Below are 20614 nucleotides of genomic sequence, written 5' to 3'. Positions count from 1 at the left end.
ATATGTGCGTTATTACGGAAATGGGACTGAATGGCATAAAAATAGATCGAGAAGGTACGTTGTTCATGGTTACAATCCGTATTGAGCCTGCTTCTGATATTCCGTCATCAACATCTTGCCTCCTCACCGGTTATTGCTATTAAACTTGTTCAGATTAATGTCCTCCAAACTCTCCGGTGCGTCTACCTTCATAAGAAGCTTCCCGGGTACGATGCGTAGGCGAGGCGATATTTCATTTTCATTTGACGGATGAGCTGTTACAATGAATATGACGTTCCTATCTTCCAACCCATTTCTACCAATAAAGGGGCCATACTTATGAAGCAAGTAAATCGTCAAATCGTGTCGGATCCGGATTTCGAGAGAATGCGCGTCTTCTCTCAGCTTATCGCCGTGTACCGTGACAACGAGCTGCTGGACGCCAATATTCGAATTGTCGCCCATAGCGAGCACTCCGTATCTTGCGACAACGATGTAACTTATATCAAAGCAAATCACCAGTTTTACCGCCTGTAGGCGGTAATTGGCTGCCCTGCACGTTACTACGCAACATAAGATTTAACGCATCACCTTAGAAATTAAAACAGCGATAGCAGAGGACTGGAAAATAAAGTCCTAGACTATCGCTGTTTTTTAAACTAACCCGTTGTACTGGGATCGAGGAACCCAAGAACTGCTCTATCGATTGATCGGCAGATTACCTCATGCAAACATAGTGAGAATGCATCATTACGTTGACCACTCTCTGCTATCTCCTCTTACGACTCTTGATTGGCAAGCCGATGATACTCCCGGTAAAGCTGCAGCAGCTCCGCTTCTTTCTCCGCGATTAGCCCGGAGATTTCTTCTAAACGAGGTTCGGCAGGCTCGGCGGCTCCATCGGTCGACAATGCATCGACCTCCGCATTCGGAGATGATGGCTGCTCCTCGGGCATCCCCTCTTCAGTCGTCTGGCTCCAATCGATCATAAAACCAAACGTTTCGGCAACCCAGTAATCCGCTTCTTCTCTGCCGGATTCCCGATAGATGCTTGCGTATTTTTCCAATGCCGCGTTTACGGTCAGCCGACGCTCCCAGCCCAAAATCCCTACCGCATCCTTGGCCTGAGAGACGGCCAGCATCAGCTGAAAGTCGTTCAGCTTCCCACGCACAGATTCGATGCGATCAACTTCATTCATTAAAATGGGGTATACATTAGCGAATTCAATTGATTCCTTCACCATATCATCTTCCGAAATGATAAGGCGTTCCATTACCGCTCAATCCCTTCATGTTGGTTTCTTGTTGTGTGTCTTCTATACTATTCGAAATTGAATAGCAAATTCAGGCGGACAAATTTTTCTTTCTTTACTTCCACAAACCATAAACAAACATCTTCTCGGTGACGAACAGCAATTCCATATGGGCATACTGCTACTCTTTGGGTATGGAGTAGCAAGACTCAAAACCAAGTTCCTGTCTGGCAGTCCGAAAAAACACTTCAAAGTGCCAACGTTCATCGATAGACTTCGAGTGATTGTCTAAGATTATCATAGTTGTTGTTAATGATTCAAATAGGCGCTTTTGTACATCGCAATAGAATCTGTACCATCATAGCCAAGTGCTCGCTTCTTCAACTTTTTTCAAACGGTCGGCAGCAACATACCTAATAACCACTACGATCATTCTATAACAAAAATGATGTCTATTTACGGTGAGTTTGTTGAACTAACGCATCCAAAAAAAACATTAGTATCAAGCGATTTCATTTACTACTAGATATGCCGAAGACGGGAAACGAACCCACACAGTAACCACCCACCGCAGGATTTTAAGTCCTGTGCGTCTCCCCGTCTCATCATTCAGCTTTCATCTAGTACTTCTTATGATAGAAATACATCGAAATTGACCAGCCTCCTAATTGAATAAAGATAAGGCTACCAAGCGCAGCTGGTACAGAAAACTCTACACCTAATAAATATAAAATAAATATACAATAGATTGCTCCTAATGTAATAAACCAGGAAGTACTATGTGATTTGGCAACAATCACTTTTAATCGTTCATCTACCCCTCTGTTCTTAGCTGCTTTTTTAAGTCCCCACCATACACCAATGACCCCAAAAGAAGCACCGACAAGTATGCCAAGCAAGCCAACAAGCTGATTCATATTCATGACTCCTCACTTCCTTCCTCAAAAATAAAAACATCTTCAATTGTGCAACGAAATGCTTTAGCGATCTTATAAGCCAACTCCAATGATGGATTGTACCGACCACTTTCGATAGAGATAATTGTTTGCCGTGAAACTCCTACTTGCTCTGACAAATTTTCCTGCGTCCATCCATTTACAGCCCTTAATTCCTTCAAACGATGCTTCATGCTATCCCTGCCCTTCATGTAAAGCAACCTTTACGTAAAATATACTTTACATTTATGTATAATGTCAAGTAACCTTTACTTTTAATTTTTACTCTGAGCTATCTTTTTTCAATCTAACAACTGAAATAAAAAAATCCTGCTTCATCATGTACGTACGATTGTACGAATCATGATGAAGCAGGATTTCTTTACTATGTAGACGTTCCGTAATTTAACCACAATCGTAAAGCACTGCGCCTTACTGGGTTTGGTAAAGATGGTGCCGAGGACGGGAATCGAACCCGTACGGTGGTCACCCACCGCAGGATTTTAAGTCCTGTGCGTCTGCCAGTTCCGCCACCCCGGCATGGTTGTTGCTAAGACAAATGGTGGGCCCTGAGGGACTCGAACCCCCGACCAATCGGTTATGAGCCGACCGCTCTAACCAACTGAGCTAAGGGCCCTCGAATAACGTATATTTCAACGTATTGATCGACTTGTTTGGTTGCGGGGGCAGGATTTGAACCTGCGGCCTTCGGGTTATGAGCCCGACGAGCTACCGAGCTGCTCCACCCCGCGACGTTAACCATTTGAACAATAGCTTCTTTAAATGGCGACATGAATTAATATACTATAGGTCATTGCTTACAGTCAAGCATTTTTTACTAAAATAGGCTACGGGAGAAAACGCACCCCATAACGCCCCTTCCGCGAGCGAAACACCTCGACCTCTCGAGGACAGTCATAACCGTAAATCCACCAATCGTTTTCCATACGTTTCACCAAGCATCCCGCTTGAAATTTGGTCTCATACAAGCGAAGCCAATATACCCATCTCATGAAAGTACGCCTCCAGTTGCGCCGATGTTGCGTATATCATTCCCAAAAAAATGCGATTACAAGCATGTCCTGTTCTTAGCCGTTCCATATTCCGGGTATACTAGTCGTAACAAACCAAAAACGATGGAAAGGAGTTGAAACGTTATGCTATACGGTATTGCCTTATTCCCGGAGAAGGAAGTCCAAGACGCCGCCAATAGCTGGCGCATTCGTCATGATCCGCATTACTGCAAGATCCCTCCCCATTTGACACTGCGTGAAGCCGAGGAATGGAGCGAAGAGAAGCTGCAGCTAGCCATCTCGCACTTAAAGACGATAACCACTCATTTGAAGCCGTTTCAAATGACCTTCAATCGCGTCTCCTCCTTCTTTCCTGTCAGTCATGTGCTCTACTACGCCCTGGAGGATCCCTCTCCTGTCGTCAAGCTGCATCAAGATGTATGCAGCGGGCCACTTGCCATTACGCGGCCAAAATACGTGTATACGCCGCATGTCACAATCGGACAACAAATGAGCGAAGGTGAGCTGCATGATCTTCAAGGCAAGCTGAAAATGCGCCAAATCCACCTCACTAGTCACGTAGATAGACTCCACTTGCTCTACCAGACCGATCAAGGGACCTGGACAGCATATCAGTCCTTCCAGCTGGAAGGATAGTCCAAAGAGCCGCCTAGGTACGAAAAAACCGCTGTACGGCCTATAGCAGGCTGTACAACGGCTTCATACATGAGCTATTCTTCAACTACCACATTGTCCACTGGTACTTCTTCAATCGTAATTTCTCCGGCTGCAGCTTTTATAGCCTCTTCTTCGGTCATCGTTCTTGGCATTGGCATAACTTCGATTGTGCCATCGCCCTCGCCTCCTGCCGGTTGCTGGAGAAGGGCGTTGCCTCGTGTCTCCCATTCAGCAAGGGCTTGCTTGACATCTTTCGTGCCATTCATAACTTCTTGGAACATTTCTTGTCCGATCCCTTGCACTTGCCATATATTTGGTTTGTTACGGTAAATATTGTCATCCATATTCGTAACTGGCGGCAATGGCTTCAGCAGGGTGAACGCATCGATGTTATACGTTAATCCGCCCACAGGCTTCAAGAACTCCTTACGCGCTACAAGCTCATAATTGCTTCTCGATTTCAGCTTTGCCCAATCTTTGCTATTGGTGAACTTAATGAATTCCCAAGCGCCTTCAGGGTTTTGAGCTTTTGCGTTAATGCCCATTAGCTGGCTAAGGCCAATATAACCACCTGCACCAGGATTCGAAGAGCTGACCGGAACAGTGACAACGTCCCAATCTACCATGTCAAAATCCTTGATTTTGCTTGCGTTATCACTTGCTTTGCGCAACTCATTCACGTAGTACGATTCGCTAATCATCATCGCAACATTGCCGCTTAAGAACAAATCGCCAAAAAACGGCTGATACGGCGCGTCAGTAGAGCTTCTCTTCTCGTACATCTCATTCATGTATTGTTGATCCGGAACGATCTTATCTTTATGAAGTCCGTAAATAGTATTCCATACCTTTTCCCATTGATCGCTGTTAACGAGCATCGTCTCAGCTTTTTCATCCCAAGTACGCAGTTGAAGTGCTGAGCTATAGTTGCTCGCATCGCCGAACGGATCATTGGCCCAACGATTGAAGGAGAATCCGAATACACGATCCTGACCTTCGCCGTTTGCTACCTGACGAGCTTTGCTGAAGATTTCCTCCCAATCCATTTTATCCGTAGGAGGCTCGATATTCATGTCTGCAAAAATCTTCTTGTTGTAATAGAGTGCTGCAGATGAAAAAGTAGGCGTCAGTGCATAAATATTGTTGTCGCCGACTGACTTAATCCCTTCGATAACGGTAGGCACATAGTCGCTAATATCGAATTTGTCCTTCTGAATCATAGGATCAAGCGGCTGCAGCAGATTGTCTTGGTTGAACCGGCGCAGCATGTTGTAGTCTAACACGACGACGTCAACCGGGTTTTGACCTGTCAGCATTTCTTTCATTTTTTCATAAGGGTCCGGCTGTTCTGGTTCTTTGCCAGGCTCAGGCTGTACATAACGCTGATCTTCGTAGTTGATCGCACCTACAATTTCGAACTGGATGTTCGGATTCTGCATCTCGAACATATCCGTATACTGCTGACGGAAGTATGGCTCATTGTCGGAGTCGCTGTAAAGCACCCCTATACGTACGACTGATGTGTCAGTCTTTGACGGATCGTTGCCTCTGCTGCACGCCGACAGCAAGCCGATAAGGAGCGTGAGCGTCAGAGCAATCATCGTCCATCTTGAAAAACGAGATTTGACTTGGCTTTTTCTATTCATTGCCACTACCTCCTAATGATTTTGGTGAAGAGATGACGATCCGCTCTCCGTCGAATTCCATTGATGCCTTATCTTTAATGCCTAGCGCCGTAAGATACTCCTTCGGCACCTGCAGCCGACCGACCCGGTCCACGACCACATACGCTTCATGGACGGAATTGGGGTTTCGGCCCGCAGACTGAATTAAATCCCCCCCGTCCGTAATATTCGGATTACGTTTAATAAACTCCGTGCTGGTCAAGCCGTCTCGTATCGCGACGACGCGGTCAACCTTGCCGGCCAAGGTCATGTCGTGCGTAACAATGACAATGGTGATGCCGATCTCACGGTTCAGCTTCCGGAAGATCCCCATAATCAAATCAGATGTCGCCGTATCGACTGAGCCTGTCGGCTCATCCGCAAGCAGAAGCTTAGGGCGATTCGATAGAGAGATCGCGATTGCTACACGCTGCTGTTCGCCGCCGGAGAGCTGATGCAGCTTGTTGTGCATCCGCTCCTTTAGCCCGACCCACTCCAGCAACTGCTGTGCGTAGGCGCGATCTGACTTGCCGGAGAGCATCATCGGCATTTCTACGTTCTCTAGTGCCGTTAAGTATGGCAATAGGTTCCGCGCATTGTTCTGCCAAATGAAGCCAACCGTCTCCCGCTTGTACTGTACAAGCTCTTCTTCTGTAATCTTAAGCAAATCCCAGGGACCTACTTTGACCTGACCGGCCGACGGCCGGTCAAGTCCTCCTAGCGTATTAAGAAGCGTCGATTTGCCGCTGCCGCTGTTGCCGATAATCGCCATCAGCTCGCCGTCTTCTACAGTCAGATTCAGACCTTGAAGCGCAACGACCTCGAGATCGTCGGTTTTGTATATTTTGACTAAGCCTTCGCAATGAATCATTGGCCGTTAACGCTCCTCTCCCATTTTCACTGCTTGATGCACCTTCAGTCTGCGGATATGCAGGAAGAGCAGCCCCGCCCCGATCAGCATCATAACTCCGACAACAATGAAGAGCTGGTTCGTGTCCTTCGCCTCGAAGATGACGCGGAACGGCGGTACCGTCTCCGCTACATTCTCTGTCGTCTGCAGGAACGGCAGGAAGAGCTTGCTGACTACTTTTCCGATCAGAACGCCAAGTCCGATCGCAAGGCCAGCTGTGAACAGCTGCTCCAGAAGCAGCATGCCGGTCAGTTGCTTGCGCGACAATCCCATTGCACGCAGGACACCGAACTGTACGACCCGGCCTGACAGGTTGAAGAACCAGAAAAGCACATAACCCGCCAGCGTAATGACTACCGATACGAGGAAACCAAGACTCAGGATGCCGAATACGCCGCCTCTTGTCGGATGCTTCGATTGGGTAAGAAGCTCGCTGCGAACATCTTTGATGCTGGCAATTTCCATGCCTGCTTTTTGCAAACCTTCTATGATTGGCGCGAGTGGTGCTTCAGGCTTCATTTTCAACCATACGTTGTACGGCGTGATCGGAATTTGATCAAAGATATAATCCAGGTTTGTAATGATGAATGGCGTCTTATCCGGATACTGACTCGGCCAGTAAGGCAAGATACCGACAACCGAAAACTCAATCATACCGTCAGGGAAACCAACAGATACAATGTCGCCGAGCTTCAACTGATACTTATCGGCAACCCCTTTTGGAATGATAGCTGCATGCTCGAACAACCCCAAGTTGTGCAAATAATAATTCGGATGAACCGGGTAGAGATCATCACGGAACCAAGCCACCTTCGCAAAGTCCGTGTTGTCGATACCCACCACATTACCCTGGCCAATCGACTTGCCGGAGATGACGATGTTGCCTTTTGTCGTCAGGACACGGGCAGCAGCCTCTACACCCTCCAACTCACGGTAAATCTCGAACGGCGGTTCATTATAGAGAATACGGGATGGTATGCCGCCGCCGTTGCCGCCGCCTCCACCGCCGTTTCCTCCGCCACCGCCACCGCCGTTACCTCCACCTCCACCGCCACCATTGCCGCCTCCGCCACCAGGCGGTTTCAGCGTAACTTCAGGTGATCCGTACCATACGGTCTCAATAATGACATCCGAGCCGTATTTATATAGAGTACGTTCTGTGGAGTTCAAGTCTATCGTTCTCGCCGCTGAAGCGTTGTACACCCCAAGTCCGAGTGTCAAGACGAGAAGAATCATAAGCGGATAATATCCCTTCGATGAACGGGACAACTGAGTTAATGTCAAGAATAGCGGTACCGGAAGGAACTTCCGCCCCAGCCAATTGAATAACTTAAGCAGCCAAGGGAACAACCGCAGGAAGAATAGGCCGAGCGCAAAGATCGTTAGTGCCGGAACAAAGAATAAGAACGGCTGAACATTCAGCTGGTCTGTTGTCATTCCTGTCTTGAACGTCAGCATCTGGCGTTCATTGAACATATACCAGCCATATCCGGCTGCCACCAGCAAGAGCACATCCAGGAACCACCGCTGCCAAACCGGTTTGCGGTCAGAGCGTGCCAGATCCTGTTTGTAACTGACGATGGAAGCGCGGGCATACATGATGGCCGGTATAACCGTCGCCATAATTGCCAGCAGAACGGCGCTGCCGCCGGCAATCATCGCCTCCGTGGAGAAGCCTACCGGAATGGACTTCCGGTTGACGAAGGACAAGAAGCCGTTAGCGGAGCCAATGCTCTTGGCCATAAACCAGCCGATGAATGGCCCCATTCCAAGCGCTACCGCGCCTAGCAATAAGCCTTCCAGCAGATAGATCCATATAATCTGCCTCGTACCCGCTCCCCGGCTTCGCAGCACCGCGATATCACTGCGCTGCTTGTCGAGCGATTGGCGTGCGTTCATTGCGATGAAGAAGAACACCATAGCGATCATCGGTGCGGCAAGCGTGAAGAGCAGCGTCTGCAACTGAAGGCTTTGCTTTTTGAATTCAGTGAGGGTAGACGCGAATGAAATCTCCACTCTTGTATCCTTCAAACGCTGATACAGCTCGATATCCAGCCGGTTAAGCGTGCGGCCGAGCGGGCTGAGCTGACTGGTCTTTACTTCGGACAAGTCAAAGGAGTAATACCATCCAGCATTATGAAGCGGAACTTTGTTCTGCTCCATGAGCACCTTCTGGAATGTCTCCTCACTGACTTGCAAGGTGCTGAACAAGCTGTCGAAGCCTTGGTACCAATATTCTTCCGATGCGTTGGTCGGATTGACAGCACCGACGATCTGAACACGAAGTCTCAGATTCAGCCCGCCGTATATCGGGTATTCGAAAATATCGCCGATATGTACATCGTTACGGAACATCGCTTCTTCCAGCATGACAGCTTCAATCAGATCTGATTTGCCGGAGCCGTTCTCAAACCAGCGGCCTTGCACAATTTCCGTATGATCCTTTAGTTCCGATAGCGACATAAGGGTCAACTGACGGTTTCGGCCGGCATCTACCTTGGTAGGATCCTCAGGAACGACATCGGCGCTGCGAATCGAGTAATTTTTCATAAACGTGGAGTATGTAAAGCTGATGTCTTTAGGCACTTCGTTTTTGATGTATTCATCCAGCGTTGACAATGCGCCAAGATCCGTCGCCTGTCCTGGAGTTGACTGATAACGAATGAGCAGGGAGCCTGCGGGCATGCCTTCGCTCTTCTCATTCAATGACTCGGCGACTACCCGCTTAAGCGCTCCATCCGCATACATCGGTATGCTCGTAGCAAAGGCGACAGCCAGTATCAAACCCGCTAGCGTACTTAACGTCAACCATCGCGTATTCCACATTTTGCGGAATAAGAATCGAAACAGCGGAATACCCATGGGCTATTTACCTACGACTTTCTGCCCCGGCTTAAGCCCTTGTAAAATTTCAATATATTGAGCCGTTTGCTGGCCTACTTCAACATCTACCTCGCGCTTGCCGTTATCATCGACGACCTGCACGTATGTGCGCGGTCCGATCATGCGGAGCGTGGATGGCGGAATAACAACAGCATTTTCGGTACGCTTCGTAATGACATTGATCGCTACTGGCGTGCCGCGGTTTAGTCCGCTAGGCAGCTCCGGAATATCCAGGAGCATAAAGTCTTCTGGACGCTCCGGCTTGTTCTCGCCATTGCCGCCTCCACCTGGGAAGCCGCCTCCGCCGTTGTTTTGCTCTGATGACTTCACCGGCAATTGCTTCACTTTACCCTTCAGCTTGCCGACGCCTGTAATAGTAATCTCGACCTCCATGCCGACAGAGACCTTCTCCATCTCCGTCTTGGTCAGCTTGGAAGCAGGAGTAATGAGCGAAGTATCCGCTACGATTGCAATAGGATCATAAGCTTTCACCGTGTCGCCCTTCTGAACGTTTAGCGATACGATGGTTCCGGAGAACGGCGCAACCACTGTCGCCTTAGCAATCTCTTCCTCCAAATCAACGAGCTTCTGGCGCTTCTCTTCAAACAAAATCTGCTTCTCTTCGAATTCAAGCGGCTCCATCGTGTCGCGGTCGCGAAGCGTCTGCTTCATGTCATTCTCATCGCGGCGGAACGCAAGGCGGTCGTTTCTCAGCTGCTTCTCGAGCTGCTCCACGTCCAGCACTGCGATAATGTCGCCTGCCGTCACCTTGTCACCTGTTTTGACATGAACCTCTTTAATATGTTTTTCACCAAGCGTGAAATAAAGCGTTTCTTCCTCCATGGAAATGAGCTTGCCCGTCAAAGGCACGCCCTGCACCAAAGTCGTCGTCGTGACCTCGTGTTCCGGCTTCTTGGAAATTTGGGCCGGCATAATCTCCGGCAGCACTTCTTCTTCCTTCTCCTTAGGCAGCAGCGAGCAGCCGCTTGTAAATACGATCGTCGTGCTCATTGCAACTATCAATGAACGTTTAAATAAACTTCCCGTCCACCATTTCATAGACATGATCGGCAACCTCCAAAATTGTAAGATCGTGTGTAGTCATACAGATTGAGACGTTTTCAGTGCGAATAATATTTTGAAAGACTGCCATGACTTGCGCAGACATCCCTGTATCCAATTCAGCAGTCGGTTCGTCGGCAAGCAGCAGGATCGGCTTATGCGCAATCGCCTTCGCGATCGCAACACGCTGCTGTTCACCACCGGACAGCTCGAACGGACGGTGATGCATCCGTCTCTCAAGTCCGACCAGCGTCAGGCATTCCTCAACTCGTTCCTTCCATTGCGCTCGCGGCGTACCCGCCATGCGCAGCGACAACTCAACATTCTCCCAAGCGGACAGCAAGGGCATCAAGGCAAACGCCTGAAAGATAAATCCCATATCTTTGCGTCTTACGAGCGTTCTCTCATTATCGCTCTTCGTGCTGAACGACTGACCGTTAAAGACAATCTCGCCTTTGCTTGGTGTATCCAAGCCTCCTAGACAGTTAAGCAAAGTCGTCTTGCCGGAGCCAGAGCGCCCCTTCAGCATGACGAGCTGATTCTGCTTTACTTCCATCTGAATCCCTTTCAAGACATGCAAAGATCTGCCCCCAACCTGGAAGATGCGTTCTACCTGGTTAACGGACAGCAACGTTTGACCCGGCTCGGGCGAAAGCCTTTCGCTTGTGTTTTCCCGTTGCGCGGCTTCCTCTAATTGAGCCTCCTGATCATCGTTAATCTCGGCATTTTGTATGATGGCCATAGGCTTCTCCTCTCCCCCAATCCTTTACCTGAAACTTCATAATTCTAATCTAAACACATAGACGGTGATAAGTATAAAAAAGTTACGATAAGTGACATGTTTTTCTAAACATTTTTTTCTGCCAGCTCTCCGTTTCCACGCAAAAATCCGCTCCGGCCCATATGTCTATGGCCGGAGCGGATATTTGCTTCTAAGGCCTCACTTTGAAGTGAGCAACCGCGCTGCTTAGCTCCCCTACAATCGCGTCCAATTCCTTCGATGAGGATGAGATGCTCTCCATAAGCGCAAGCTGCTCTTCCGTCGCTGCCGCGACGCTTTCGGTTTTCTCCAAATTGGCGACCGCGCTTGACGCACTTTGCTCTACGGATGCGCTCACTTCCTCGGAGCTTGCCGACATTTGCTGCGTGATCGCAGAGTTTTCCTGGATTTGCTCCGTCATTCGCGAGATAGACGCCGCAATCAGATCCAGGTTTTGACTCATATCCTTCATCCGTTCTCCGCCATGTGCAACCTGTTCCATCGTCTCGCGCATATACCCGGATGCACCGGAGATCTCCTTTTGCGTGAGCGATACAAGATCGTTAATGTGCTCAGCCGATTCCAGTGAACTGGCCGCCAGCTTGCGGATTTCACCTGCAACAACCGCGAAGCCTCTTCCTTCTTCTCCTGCCCGAGCGGCCTCAATGGAAGCATTCAACGAAAGAATATTCGTCTGATTGGAGAATGCAGTTATGTTCTCGGCGATAGCCCCAATCTGCTGTGAGCGATTCTCCAGCGTACCGATTGTCGCAGACAATTTCTCTATGACGGATTTGATCTCTTCCATCTGGCCGACCAGACGGTGCAACGCTTCTTGCCCCTGCTCCGCCTGCGTACTCGTAACATTCGATTGATCCGCAATATCCGATGTGTTTTCAGCAATCCTGCCGATCCCTACCGCCATCTCCTCGATGGCGCGTGAGGTCTCTTCCGCACCGCGCGCCTGGCTCTCGGAGCTGGTCGCAACCTCTTGAATGTGAAGTGCAACATGCTCGGAAGCTGATGCCGACTCGCTGGCCGCGCCCGCAAGCTGCGCAGAAGATTCACTGACCCTCTTCGCATTGCCTACGATGCCTGTAATTAACCCGTTCATACTTGCAATCATTTCATCTACCGATCGGGAGATTTGACCAAGCTCGTCTTTTTTGTATTTAGTGTCAGGCTGAGCCGTCAAATCTCCTTCGCCCACCAATTTCGTCTTCTGTACAACCGATCGGATTGTCGTCATAATCAGCTTGACCATTGCAATGGTATATCCGACAAGTAGAATGGTTACAACGATAAGCGCGATTAAGGTAGACAGTTGGTTCGTATCCAGCTCTTTTTCAAGATTAGCGATCGTCGTCTCGGAATGGATGTCCATGCTCTCTCCCACCTCGTCGATTCCGCTTCGGCTGGAGTTAAACTCCTTATCGATCAACTCACTCAATTCTGATTTGCCGTCCTCGGTTGCCGCATAAGCTTCTTTGAACCAATTGTTGAATTCCACATCGAATGCTTCAAATATCTCCCCCGCAGACTTGCCTGACATACCATGCGCCAAATGCAGCAAATCCGCCTGTTCCAAAATCGACTTAGCTGCTGCCACCCGTTCGGTAGCCTGGTCCCGGTTTTCCGTCATTTCTATTTGGGCGGAAACAAACCGTTCATGCTCCAGCTTCCCAGACTCGATTTTCAAATAAGCCACGTAAGCCTGATACATGTCTCGATCTGCGTTCAAGATCAAGGACTCCACTTGATTCGCCGTCTCATAAATCTCTTCCGACAAAATATCGAAAGTCTTTCTTTGTTCGCCCAGTACATAAAGCACGGACAGCGCGTAAACCAATAGCGGCAGCACCGCCAACAAAGCCAGTTTCCAACGCAGTGAAACTTTCATAATTGACCCCCAACCTTCCACATATCTTAAATGATCTACTTCTTATATCGGTTATTCACCCTGTCGAAAGAAAGATGCGGAAAAAGATTTTACAAGAACATTGTCGAATTTTCGGATGAGCTTTGAATACGACCCTGTCATGCCTCGTCATAGATTTTCATGAAGAAGGGTCTGTCCCAATAGTAGGTATGCTTGCTTAACATGACAGCGCACTTCATGAAAAATCTATGAAAAACAAAGAAATAGCGATGCGGGGTGGTTCTCCCTGCATCGCTATTTCTGCCTTCCATTCGTTTGCCCCTTCTGCGGCGATTCCGATCATTTAGTGTTGCTCTGCGATACTAATTTCGGATTTCTGCCCTTTTGGCGCAATTAGTGGTGCGTGGCACAGCTATTTCACCTTCTGGCACAGCACGCTCGTTCTATTCTTTATTTCCCGAACGATTGCGGATCATTCCGCCAAGCTTGAAGCGCCGCAACATCTGCTTCTGCTACTTTTCCAAGCTGAACAGCCGTTTCGATCAGAGCTGTATAGTTCGATAGCGTATCCAGCGTGAAGCCGTCATTCTCGAACGCTTGAGCCGCATGTGGGAACTGATAGGTGAAAATCGCCAGTACAGCGCTCACTTCAGCTCCAGCTTCACGAACAGCTTGTGCCGCCTTCAGCGAGCTGCCGCCAGTCGAGATCAAGTCCTCGATGACGATGACCTTCTGACCTGGGTTAACTCGGCCTTCGATTTGATTTTGTTTTCCGTGGCCTTTCGCCTTGTCGCGAATGTAAGCCATCGGAAGATTCAGCTTCTGAGCAACCCAAGCCGCATGCGGGATGCCTGCAGTCGAGGTGCCTGCAATAACTTCCGCGTCAGGGTAACGCTCGCGGATAATCGTTGCGAAGCCTTCCGCTACCAGATCGCGGATTGCCGGATACGTCATCGTAAGACGATTATCGCAGTAGATAGGGGATTTCAGACCGGAGGTCCAAGTAAAGGGTTCATTCGGACGAAGAGCTACCGCCCCAATCTCCAGCAAACTTTTTGCAATTTCGTTAGGCAGTGCTGCCAATGATACGTTACTCAACTGAAATCAGCTCCTCGATAATAGTTTCCAATGCTTCGCGCGGCTGCGCAGCCGCTGTAATCGGACGGCCAATAACCATATAATCCGTACCTTGGCATAGCGCCTCGGCAGGCGTCATAATGCGGGTTTGATCGTTCAGCTCAGCTCCGGCAGGCCGGATACCCGGCGTTACCGTCTGGAAGGAAGCGCCCAATGCCGTCTTGATTGCCACCACTTCGGACGGAGAAGCCACGACACCATCAAGTCCCGCTGCCTTCGCAAGCGAAGCGTAACGAAGGACAGCATCCTCCACCGTACCCCCGATGCCGATTTGATCGTTCAGAACCGACTGGCTTGTACTAGTCAGTTGAGTGACCGCTATGACAGCCGGCTTAGCCGCACCGCCGGATAGAGCAGCATCCACACCTTCAAGCGCCGCTTCCATCATGGCTCCTCCACCGCCCGCATGCACGTTGAACATATCAACGCCAAGCTTCGTTACGCTGTTCGAGCCGCCTTTGACCGTATTGGGGATATCGTGCATTTTCACGTCCAGGAAGACATAATAGCCGCGTTCCTTCAGGCTCGATACGAAAGCCGGACCCGCCGCATAGAACAGCTGCATACCGACCTTCATATAGCAAGGTATGCCCTTCAGCTCCTCGATTAATTTCTCAGCCGCAGCAGCTTCCGGATAATCCAGCGCTACCATAATGCGCTTCGCCGCTTGTTCTCTCGTCAGTTTCACAGCCACGTCCCCCTCTATATAGTGTTGAAGCTTCTGAGGCGCTTGCACGCCCCAGAAGCTTCGTCATCCTTCTTACTTCTGTGCAACCGGCATTGCATGCGAGGAGAAGTTGATCGTCTCCATCATGTTCAGCAATGCACGAACAGTATCCAGGGAGGTCATGCAGACCACGCCGTTCTCGACCGCTTCGCGGCGAATACGGAATCCGTCGCGCTCCGGCGTCTTGCCTTTCGTCAACGTATTGACGACGAATTGCGCTTTGCCTTCACGCACCAGATCCAGAATGTTCGGCGAGCCTTCGCTCAGCTTGTTGACACGGGTCACATACAGACCTGCCGCTTCAAGCGCGTCGGCTGTTCCGCCGGTTGCAATAATTTTGTAACCGATATTGTAGAATCCGCGGAGCAATTCCGTAACTTCCTCTTTATCTTTATCCGCAACAGTGGCCACAATCGTGCCTGAAGTCGGAATCTTCATGCCTGCACCAATAAGTCCTTTGTACAGGGCTTTCGCAAATTGTACATCGCGTCCCATAACCTCGCCCGTCGATTTCATCTCCGGCGTCAACGTAGGGTCTACACGACGCAGCTTCGCGAAGGAGAATACCGGCACTTTGACCGATACGTATTCGTCTTCCGGCCACAGACCGTCCTGGTAGCCAAGCTCGGACAGCTTCGTACCCATAATCGCTTGGGTCGCCAGGTTCGCCATCGGCAGATTCGTTACTTTGCTAAGGAACGGAACTGTACGCGAGGAGCGCGGGTTAACTTCGATAACGTAAGCTTTATCTTGATGAATAACGAACTGGATATTTACCAGACCGATAACTTTAAACTCTTTGGCAATCTTGATCGTGATATCGACAATTTGCTGTTTGATATCTTCGGACAGCGATTGTGGTGGATACACCGCAATGGAGTCTCCGGAGTGAACGCCTGCGCGCTCGACATGCTCCATAATGCCTGGGATGAGTACCGTCTCGCCGTCGCAGATCGCGTCGACTTCCGCTTCCTTGCCCAGCATGTAGCGGTCAATCAGTACCGGATGCTCCGGATTGATCTTCACAGCCACTTCCATGTAGCTCAGCAGCTCTTGGTCGGAGTAGACGATTTCCATAGCCCGTCCGCCCAGAACGTAGGATGGACGTACCAGCACCGGATAACCGAGCTTTGTAGCCGTTACAACCGCTTCGTCAACCGATGTTACCGTGCTGCCTTCAGGCTGCGCGATGTTCAGCTTGCGAAGCAATGCTTCGAACTTCTTGCGGTCCTCCGCAGAATCGATGCTCTCCAGGCTGGAGCCCAGAATGCGTACGCCAGCTTTGGCTAGCGGAGCAGCCAAGTTGATTGCAGTCTGTCCACCGAACTGTACGATTACTCCGATTGGCTTCTCTTGCTCGATAACGTTCATGACATCCTCGAAGAAGAGCGGCTCGAAGTACAGGCGGTCGGATGTACTGAAGTCGGTAGATACCGTCTCCGGGTTGTTGTTGATAATAACCGCTTCGTAGCCCGCTTTTTGAATCGCCCATACGGCGTGAACCGTCGAGTAGTCGAACTCGATGCCTTGGCCGATACGGATCGGACCGGAGCCAAGCACCAGTACCTTCTGCTTTGTCGTCTCGATTACTTCATTCTCTACCTCATAGGTCGAGTAGTAGTATGGCGTAGTCGCTTCGAATTCCGCGGCGCAAGTATCAACCATTTTGTAGACTGGCTTCAGGTTGTTTTGCAAACGGAACTCGCGTACGTCCGCTTCAGTCGTATGGCTGCCGTTCGGGAAGCCTTCCTTGCGGATTTCCGCGATGGAGCGGTCGGAGAAGCCTTTGCGCTTCGCTTCATACAGCGATTGTGGGGACAGCGTCGCTTCCTTGCGCAGACGATCTTCGAATGCAACGATGGATTGAATTTTGTCCAGGAACCACCAGTCGATGTTTGTAATGTCCTGCAGCTCTTGTAGAGAGAATCCACGGCGGAACGCTTCTGCTACGAGGAACATGCGCTCGTCGTCCGGCTTAGCCAGGCGTGTACGTAGTACTTCTTCCTCAAGGGAAGACGCGTCCTTCAAATGCAGGCGATGAGCTCCGATTTCCAGGGAGCGCACTGCTTTATGGATCGACTCTTCGAATGTACGGCCGATAGCCATAACTTCGCCAGTCGCTTTCATTTGCGTACCCAGCTTGCGGTTGGCGTTAACGAACTTGTCGAACGGCCAGCGCGGGATTTTGGATACGATATAGTCAAGTGTAGGCTCGAAGCATGCATAGGTCTGACCCGTAACCGGGTTCACCAGCTCATCCAGTGTGTAGCCGATAGCGATCTTCGCAGCCATCTTCGCGATCGGATAGCCAGTAGCCTTGGACGCAAGAGCCGAAGAGCGGCTAACACGCGGGTTAACTTCGATTACATAGTATTGGTAGCTGTGCGGATCAAGTGCGAATTGAACGTTGCAACCGCCCTCGATGTTCAGCGCTCTGATAATTTTCAGAGATGCGGAACGCAGCATTTGATATTCACGGTCAGACAAGGTTTGGGAAGGAGCTACAACGATGCTGTCGCCAGTGTGAACGCCAACCGGATCGAAGTTCTCCATGTTGCAGACTACGATACAGTTGTCGTTCGCGTCACGCATCACTTCGTATTCGACTTCCTTCATGCCAGCGATCGATTTCTCGATCAAGCATTGGCTGATCGGGCTGTAGCGGATGCCGGAGGCTACGATCTCGCGCAGCTCTTCCTCGTTCGCGCAGATACCGCCGCCAGTGCCGCCCAACGTGTAGGCAGGACGAACGATGATCGGGTAGCCGATGCTATTCGCGAATGTTACCGCGTCTTCCACTGTCGTAACGATGTCACTGTCCGGTACCGGCTGCTCCAGCTCGCGCATCAGCTCGCGGAACAGGTCACGGTCTTCCGCTTTCTCAATCGCGATCAACTGTGTACCGAGCAGCTTTACATTTTCGCGCTCCAGCACGCCTGCGCGCGCCAGCTCTACCGCCATATTGAGGCCAGTCTGTCCGCCAAGCGTCGGCAGCAAGCCGTCCGGACGCTCTTGACGAATGATTTGGCTGACGAATTCAAGCGTAATGGGTTCGATGTATACTTTGTCAGCCATGTTCGTGTCTGTCATGATCGTAGCCGGGTTGCTGTTGATCAATACGACTTCATAGCCTTCTTCTTTAAGGGCCTGACAAGCTTGAGTGCCTGCGTAGTCGAACTCCGCCGCTTGTCCGATGACAATCGGGCCGGACCCGATTACGAGAATTTTTTTGAGTTCATTATTTTTGGGCATATTGAAGTTCTCCTTTCAACGTCTCCGACAACACAGCCTGACGAGGTTTTTGTGGGTTGTTTTGTTTGTGCGTGCGGATCATCTCCAGGAATTCATCGAACAGATAGCTGGAGTCGAACGGTCCCGGTGCCGCCTCTGGATGGTACTGTACAGAGAAAGCCGGGTATTGGTTATGTTTAAGACCTTCAATCGTCTTGTCATTGTTGTTGATATGCGTAACTTCCAGCGGCGTGCCTTCAATAGAAGATTCCACTACGGTGTAACCGTGGTTTTGGGAAGTGATGTAGCAACGGTTCGTCGCCAGCTCCTTCACCGGATGATTGCCGCCGCGATGGCCGAATTTCAGCTTGCCTGTATCCGCTCCGCAAGCCAGTGCGAACAGCTGGTGTCCTAAGCAAATACCGAAGATCGGAATTTCGCCCAGCAGCTCAGTAATCATTTTCACCGCATGCGGTACGTCTTTCGGGTCCCCAGGGCCATTGGACAGCTGAATGCCGTCCGGAGCAAGGCGGCGAATCTCGTCTGCCGTCGTGTCGTGAGGCACAACTACAACGTCACAGCCGCGCTGCGTCAGCTCGCGCAGGATGCCGCTTTTAGCACCGAAATCAACCAGTACGATACGCTCGCGGTTGCCTGGGCTTGCGAATACATGCTTCGTTGAAGTGCGTGCTACCTGGTCTGTCATCAGAGTAGACAGGTTCAGACGTTCTGCCAATTCTTCCACGCGCTCGTTGCCCGTTGTAATTAGACCTCTCATCGTACCGAAGTGGCGCAATTTGCGGGTAAGCATACGTGTATCGATATCGCTAATGCCCGGGATGCCGTATTCTTGCAGCAGTTGTCCCAGCGAATATTGAGCGCGCCAGTTGCTTGGCACCGGCTCATGACGGCGAACGACAAAGCCGTGGATGTAAGGACGAATCGCCTCGAAATCATCGCGCGTAATGCCGTAGTTGCCGATTAGCGGGTACGTCATTGTAACGATTTGACCGCAGTAAGAAGGATCCGAGAGAACCTCCTGGTAACCTGTGATGCCTGTATTAAATACAACCTCGCCCATCATCTGCGCTTCTGCGCCGAAGGACAAGCCAGTGAATAATGTTCCGTCTTCCAACAAAAGTCTTGCTTGCATCCGTATCACTCCTCTGGTGTTCTTATGCTTAAAATGGTATCCGAATCTATTCCTTATTCCGACCAGACAATCTTACCGTCGACGATCGTTGCAACCGGCCAGCCCTTCAGCTCCCAACCGCCGAATGGCGTATTGTTGCTCTTCGACAAGAAGGTTGAAGGGTCAACTGCGCGTTCGCTTTCCAAGTCTACGATCGTGAGGTCTGCCGGCGCGCCTTGCTCCAGGCGTCCTGTCTCCAGGCGGAACACGCGTGCAGGATCCTTCGTCATGCGCTGCAGCAAGAAGCCCAGCGTCCACTTGCCTGTCGCAACAAACTTCGTGTATAGAAGCGGGAAGGCTGTCTCGAAGCCGACGATGCCGAATGGCGCTAGGTCGACGCCGCGTGCTTTCTCTTCCGCGCTATGCGGCGCATGGTCGGTAACGATCATGTCCAGCGTGCCGTCTTCAAGTCCTTCAATGACTGCCTGCACATCGCGTGGCGTGCGCAGCGGCGGGTTCATCTTCCAGTTCGCGTCATCCAGACCCGGGATATCCTCGTCCGACAGAAGCAAGTGATGAGGACATACCTCCGCGGTCACCGATACGCCGATCGATTTCGCCAGTCTGATGAGACGTACCGATTGCTCCGTGCTGACATGGCAGACATGGTAGTGTACGCCTGTTGCTTCCGCAAGAAGTACGTCTCGGCCTACATGGATCGCTTCGGATTCGTTCGGGATGCCTTTAATGCCATGCTTGCGGGAGAATTCGCCTTCCGATGCCCAAGCGCCTTCCACCAGCGAGTCGTCTTCGCAGTGCGCGATAACCGGCATATCCAACGATTTCGCCAGCGCCATCGCGTTTTTCATCATTTGCGCATTCTGTACGCCTACGCCGTCATCCGTGAAGCCGATTGCTCCCGCTTCCTTCAGAGCGGCGAAGTCCGTCAGCTCGCGTCCAAGCTCGTTTTTCGTAATGGCTGCGTAAGGCAATACTTTCACCAATCCAGCCTCAGCCGCTTTGTCCAATACATATTTTACGGTCTCAGGCTTGTCGATGACCGGGCGTGTATTCGGCATGCAGGCAATTGTGGTGAAGCCGCCTTTCGCTGCCGAACGAGAACCCGTCACAATATCTTCCTTATGTTCAAAGCCCGGATCGCGCAGATGGACGTGCATATCGATGAAGCCTGCGGATACCAGCTTACCTGCTGCGTCAATCACTTCCGCGCTGCCTGTGTCGATGACTCCGGCGTCAACAACCTCGGCGATCCGTCCGTCGCTTACGCGTATGTGCTTTTGTTCCAGCTTGCCGCTCTCTTCATTCCATACGTTGCCGTTAATAATCCACAATGACATGTTCTGATCACCC

General features: G+C 50.5%; 16 protein-coding genes and 3 tRNA genes. 2 read left to right on the top strand and 17 right to left on the bottom strand.

Features of this window, described 5'->3' with window-relative positions; genetic code table 11:
* Window positions 1–318: 318 nt before the first annotated feature.
* Complete coding sequence (locus DX130_RS26170; protein ID WP_133297887.1) at window positions 319–516, top strand: hypothetical protein; 198 nt, start codon at window positions 319–321, stop codon at window positions 514–516.
* 242 nt (window positions 517–758) lie between these two features.
* Here the strand turns inward: DX130_RS26170 and DX130_RS04355 are convergent, their stop codons facing one another.
* The 6 genes from DX130_RS04355 to DX130_RS04330 all read right to left on the bottom strand — a co-directional run bounded on the left by DX130_RS04355 (window position 759) and on the right by DX130_RS04330 (window position 2919).
* Entirely contained in the window at window positions 759–1253 is a 495-nt protein-coding gene (locus tag DX130_RS04355) for a hypothetical protein (protein WP_116043118.1), read from the bottom strand.
* 599 nt (window positions 1254–1852) lie between these two features.
* A complete protein-coding gene (locus tag DX130_RS04350) occupies window positions 1853–2149 on the bottom strand; it encodes a hypothetical protein (protein ID WP_116043116.1) in 297 nt (98 codons plus the stop codon).
* A gap of 2 nt (window positions 2150–2151) precedes the next feature.
* The gene (locus DX130_RS04345; RefSeq protein ID WP_116045734.1) at window positions 2152–2361 is read right to left on the bottom strand and encodes a helix-turn-helix transcriptional regulator; all 210 of its coding nucleotides are present in this window, start codon (window positions 2359–2361) and stop codon (window positions 2152–2154) included.
* A gap of 257 nt (window positions 2362–2618) precedes the next feature.
* Window positions 2619–2707: transfer RNA gene (locus tag DX130_RS04340), tRNA-Leu, on the bottom strand.
* Between the two features lie 20 nt (window positions 2708–2727).
* Window positions 2728–2804: transfer RNA gene (locus DX130_RS04335), tRNA-Ile, on the bottom strand.
* Window positions 2805–2842: 38 nt separating this feature from the next.
* Window positions 2843–2919 (bottom strand) — tRNA-Met (locus DX130_RS04330).
* A gap of 405 nt (window positions 2920–3324) precedes the next feature.
* Here DX130_RS04330 and DX130_RS04325 point away from each other — a divergent pair.
* Window positions 3325–3837 carry a 2'-5' RNA ligase family protein gene (locus tag DX130_RS04325; protein WP_116043114.1) on the top strand — a complete coding sequence of 171 codons (513 nt, stop codon included), beginning with the start codon at window positions 3325–3327 and terminating at the stop codon, window positions 3835–3837.
* 74 nt (window positions 3838–3911) lie between these two features.
* On the opposite strand, the gene DX130_RS04320 is transcribed toward DX130_RS04325, so the two are convergent.
* The 11 genes from DX130_RS04320 to DX130_RS04270 all read right to left on the bottom strand — a co-directional run bounded on the left by DX130_RS04320 (window position 3912) and on the right by DX130_RS04270 (window position 20601).
* Window positions 3912–5504, bottom strand: a complete 1593-nt coding sequence (locus DX130_RS04320; RefSeq protein ID WP_116043112.1) for an ABC transporter substrate-binding protein — start codon at window positions 5502–5504, stop codon at window positions 3912–3914.
* Entirely contained in the window at window positions 5497–6393 is an 897-nt protein-coding gene (locus DX130_RS04315; protein WP_116043110.1) for an ABC transporter ATP-binding protein, read from the bottom strand. The genes DX130_RS04320 and DX130_RS04315 overlap by 8 nt, the downstream gene beginning before the upstream one ends.
* 6 nt (window positions 6394–6399) lie before the next feature.
* Window positions 6400–9294, bottom strand: coding sequence for an ABC transporter permease (locus DX130_RS04310; protein ID WP_116043109.1), 2895 nt, complete (start codon window positions 9292–9294; stop codon window positions 6400–6402).
* A gap of 3 nt (window positions 9295–9297) precedes the next feature.
* Window positions 9298–10380: an efflux RND transporter periplasmic adaptor subunit gene (locus tag DX130_RS04305; RefSeq protein ID WP_116043107.1), complete on the bottom strand. Its 1083-nt coding sequence runs from the start codon at window positions 10378–10380 to the stop codon at window positions 9298–9300.
* Entirely contained in the window at window positions 10346–11119 is a 774-nt protein-coding gene (locus tag DX130_RS04300) for an ABC transporter ATP-binding protein (RefSeq protein WP_116043105.1), read from the bottom strand. The genes DX130_RS04305 and DX130_RS04300 overlap by 35 nt, the downstream gene beginning before the upstream one ends.
* A 190-nt stretch (window positions 11120–11309) precedes the next feature.
* Entirely contained in the window at window positions 11310–13037 is a 1728-nt protein-coding gene (locus DX130_RS04295) for a methyl-accepting chemotaxis protein (protein WP_116043104.1), read from the bottom strand.
* 429 nt (window positions 13038–13466) lie between these two features.
* Window positions 13467–14114 (bottom strand): orotate phosphoribosyltransferase, encoded by a 648-nt coding sequence (pyrE, locus tag DX130_RS04290; RefSeq protein ID WP_116043102.1) that lies wholly within the window; start codon window positions 14112–14114, stop codon window positions 13467–13469.
* Complete coding sequence (gene pyrF / locus DX130_RS04285) at window positions 14107–14841, bottom strand: orotidine-5'-phosphate decarboxylase (RefSeq protein WP_240644314.1); 735 nt, start codon at window positions 14839–14841, stop codon at window positions 14107–14109. The genes pyrE and pyrF overlap by 8 nt, the downstream gene beginning before the upstream one ends.
* 72 nt (window positions 14842–14913) lie before the next feature.
* Window positions 14914–18132, bottom strand: a complete 3219-nt coding sequence (gene carB, locus DX130_RS04280) for a carbamoyl-phosphate synthase large subunit (RefSeq protein ID WP_116043101.1) — start codon at window positions 18130–18132, stop codon at window positions 14914–14916.
* Window positions 18119–19264, bottom strand: coding sequence for a carbamoyl phosphate synthase small subunit (locus DX130_RS04275; protein WP_116043099.1), 1146 nt, complete (start codon window positions 19262–19264; stop codon window positions 18119–18121). The genes carB and DX130_RS04275 overlap by 14 nt, the downstream gene beginning before the upstream one ends.
* Before the next feature lie 53 nt (window positions 19265–19317).
* Window positions 19318–20601: a dihydroorotase gene (locus tag DX130_RS04270; protein ID WP_116043097.1), complete on the bottom strand. Its 1284-nt coding sequence runs from the start codon at window positions 20599–20601 to the stop codon at window positions 19318–19320.
* Between the last annotated feature and the right edge of the window lie 13 nt (window positions 20602–20614).

The sequence above is a fragment of the Paenibacillus paeoniae genome (assembly GCF_003388735.1).
In the GTDB taxonomy this organism is placed as follows: Bacteria; Bacillota; Bacilli; order Paenibacillales; family Paenibacillaceae; genus Pristimantibacillus; species Pristimantibacillus paeoniae.
This window is presented reverse-complemented; position numbering and strand designations above follow the sequence as displayed.

Excerpts from the sequence above, each read along its gene's own strand:
- carB (WP_116043101.1), bottom strand. The coding sequence starts at position 18,132 with ATGCCCAAAAATAATGAACTCAAAAAAATTCTCGTAATCGGGTCCGGC.
- DX130_RS04270 (WP_116043097.1), bottom strand. The coding sequence starts at position 20,601 with ATGTCATTGTGGATTATTAACGGCAACGTATGGAATGAAGAGAGCGGC.
- DX130_RS04315 (WP_116043110.1), bottom strand. The coding sequence starts at position 6,393 with ATGATTCATTGCGAAGGCTTAGTCAAAATATACAAAACCGACGATCTC.
- DX130_RS04295 (WP_116043104.1), bottom strand. The coding sequence starts at position 13,037 with ATGAAAGTTTCACTGCGTTGGAAACTGGCTTTGTTGGCGGTGCTGCCG.
- DX130_RS04355 (WP_116043118.1), bottom strand. The coding sequence starts at position 1,253 with ATGGAACGCCTTATCATTTCGGAAGATGATATGGTGAAGGAATCAATT.
- DX130_RS04305 (WP_116043107.1), bottom strand. The coding sequence starts at position 10,380 with ATGTCTATGAAATGGTGGACGGGAAGTTTATTTAAACGTTCATTGATA.
- DX130_RS04320 (WP_116043112.1), bottom strand. The coding sequence starts at position 5,504 with ATGAATAGAAAAAGCCAAGTCAAATCTCGTTTTTCAAGATGGACGATG.
- DX130_RS26170 (WP_133297887.1), top strand. The coding sequence starts at position 319 with ATGAAGCAAGTAAATCGTCAAATCGTGTCGGATCCGGATTTCGAGAGA.
- DX130_RS04350 (WP_116043116.1), bottom strand. The coding sequence starts at position 2,149 with ATGAATCAGCTTGTTGGCTTGCTTGGCATACTTGTCGGTGCTTCTTTT.
- DX130_RS04300 (WP_116043105.1), bottom strand. The coding sequence starts at position 11,119 with ATGGCCATCATACAAAATGCCGAGATTAACGATGATCAGGAGGCTCAA.
- DX130_RS04310 (WP_116043109.1), bottom strand. The coding sequence starts at position 9,294 with ATGGGTATTCCGCTGTTTCGATTCTTATTCCGCAAAATGTGGAATACG.
- DX130_RS04275 (WP_116043099.1), bottom strand. The coding sequence starts at position 19,264 with ATGCAAGCAAGACTTTTGTTGGAAGACGGAACATTATTCACTGGCTTG.
- DX130_RS04345 (WP_116045734.1), bottom strand. The coding sequence starts at position 2,361 with ATGAAGCATCGTTTGAAGGAATTAAGGGCTGTAAATGGATGGACGCAG.
- DX130_RS04325 (WP_116043114.1), top strand. The coding sequence starts at position 3,325 with ATGCTATACGGTATTGCCTTATTCCCGGAGAAGGAAGTCCAAGACGCC.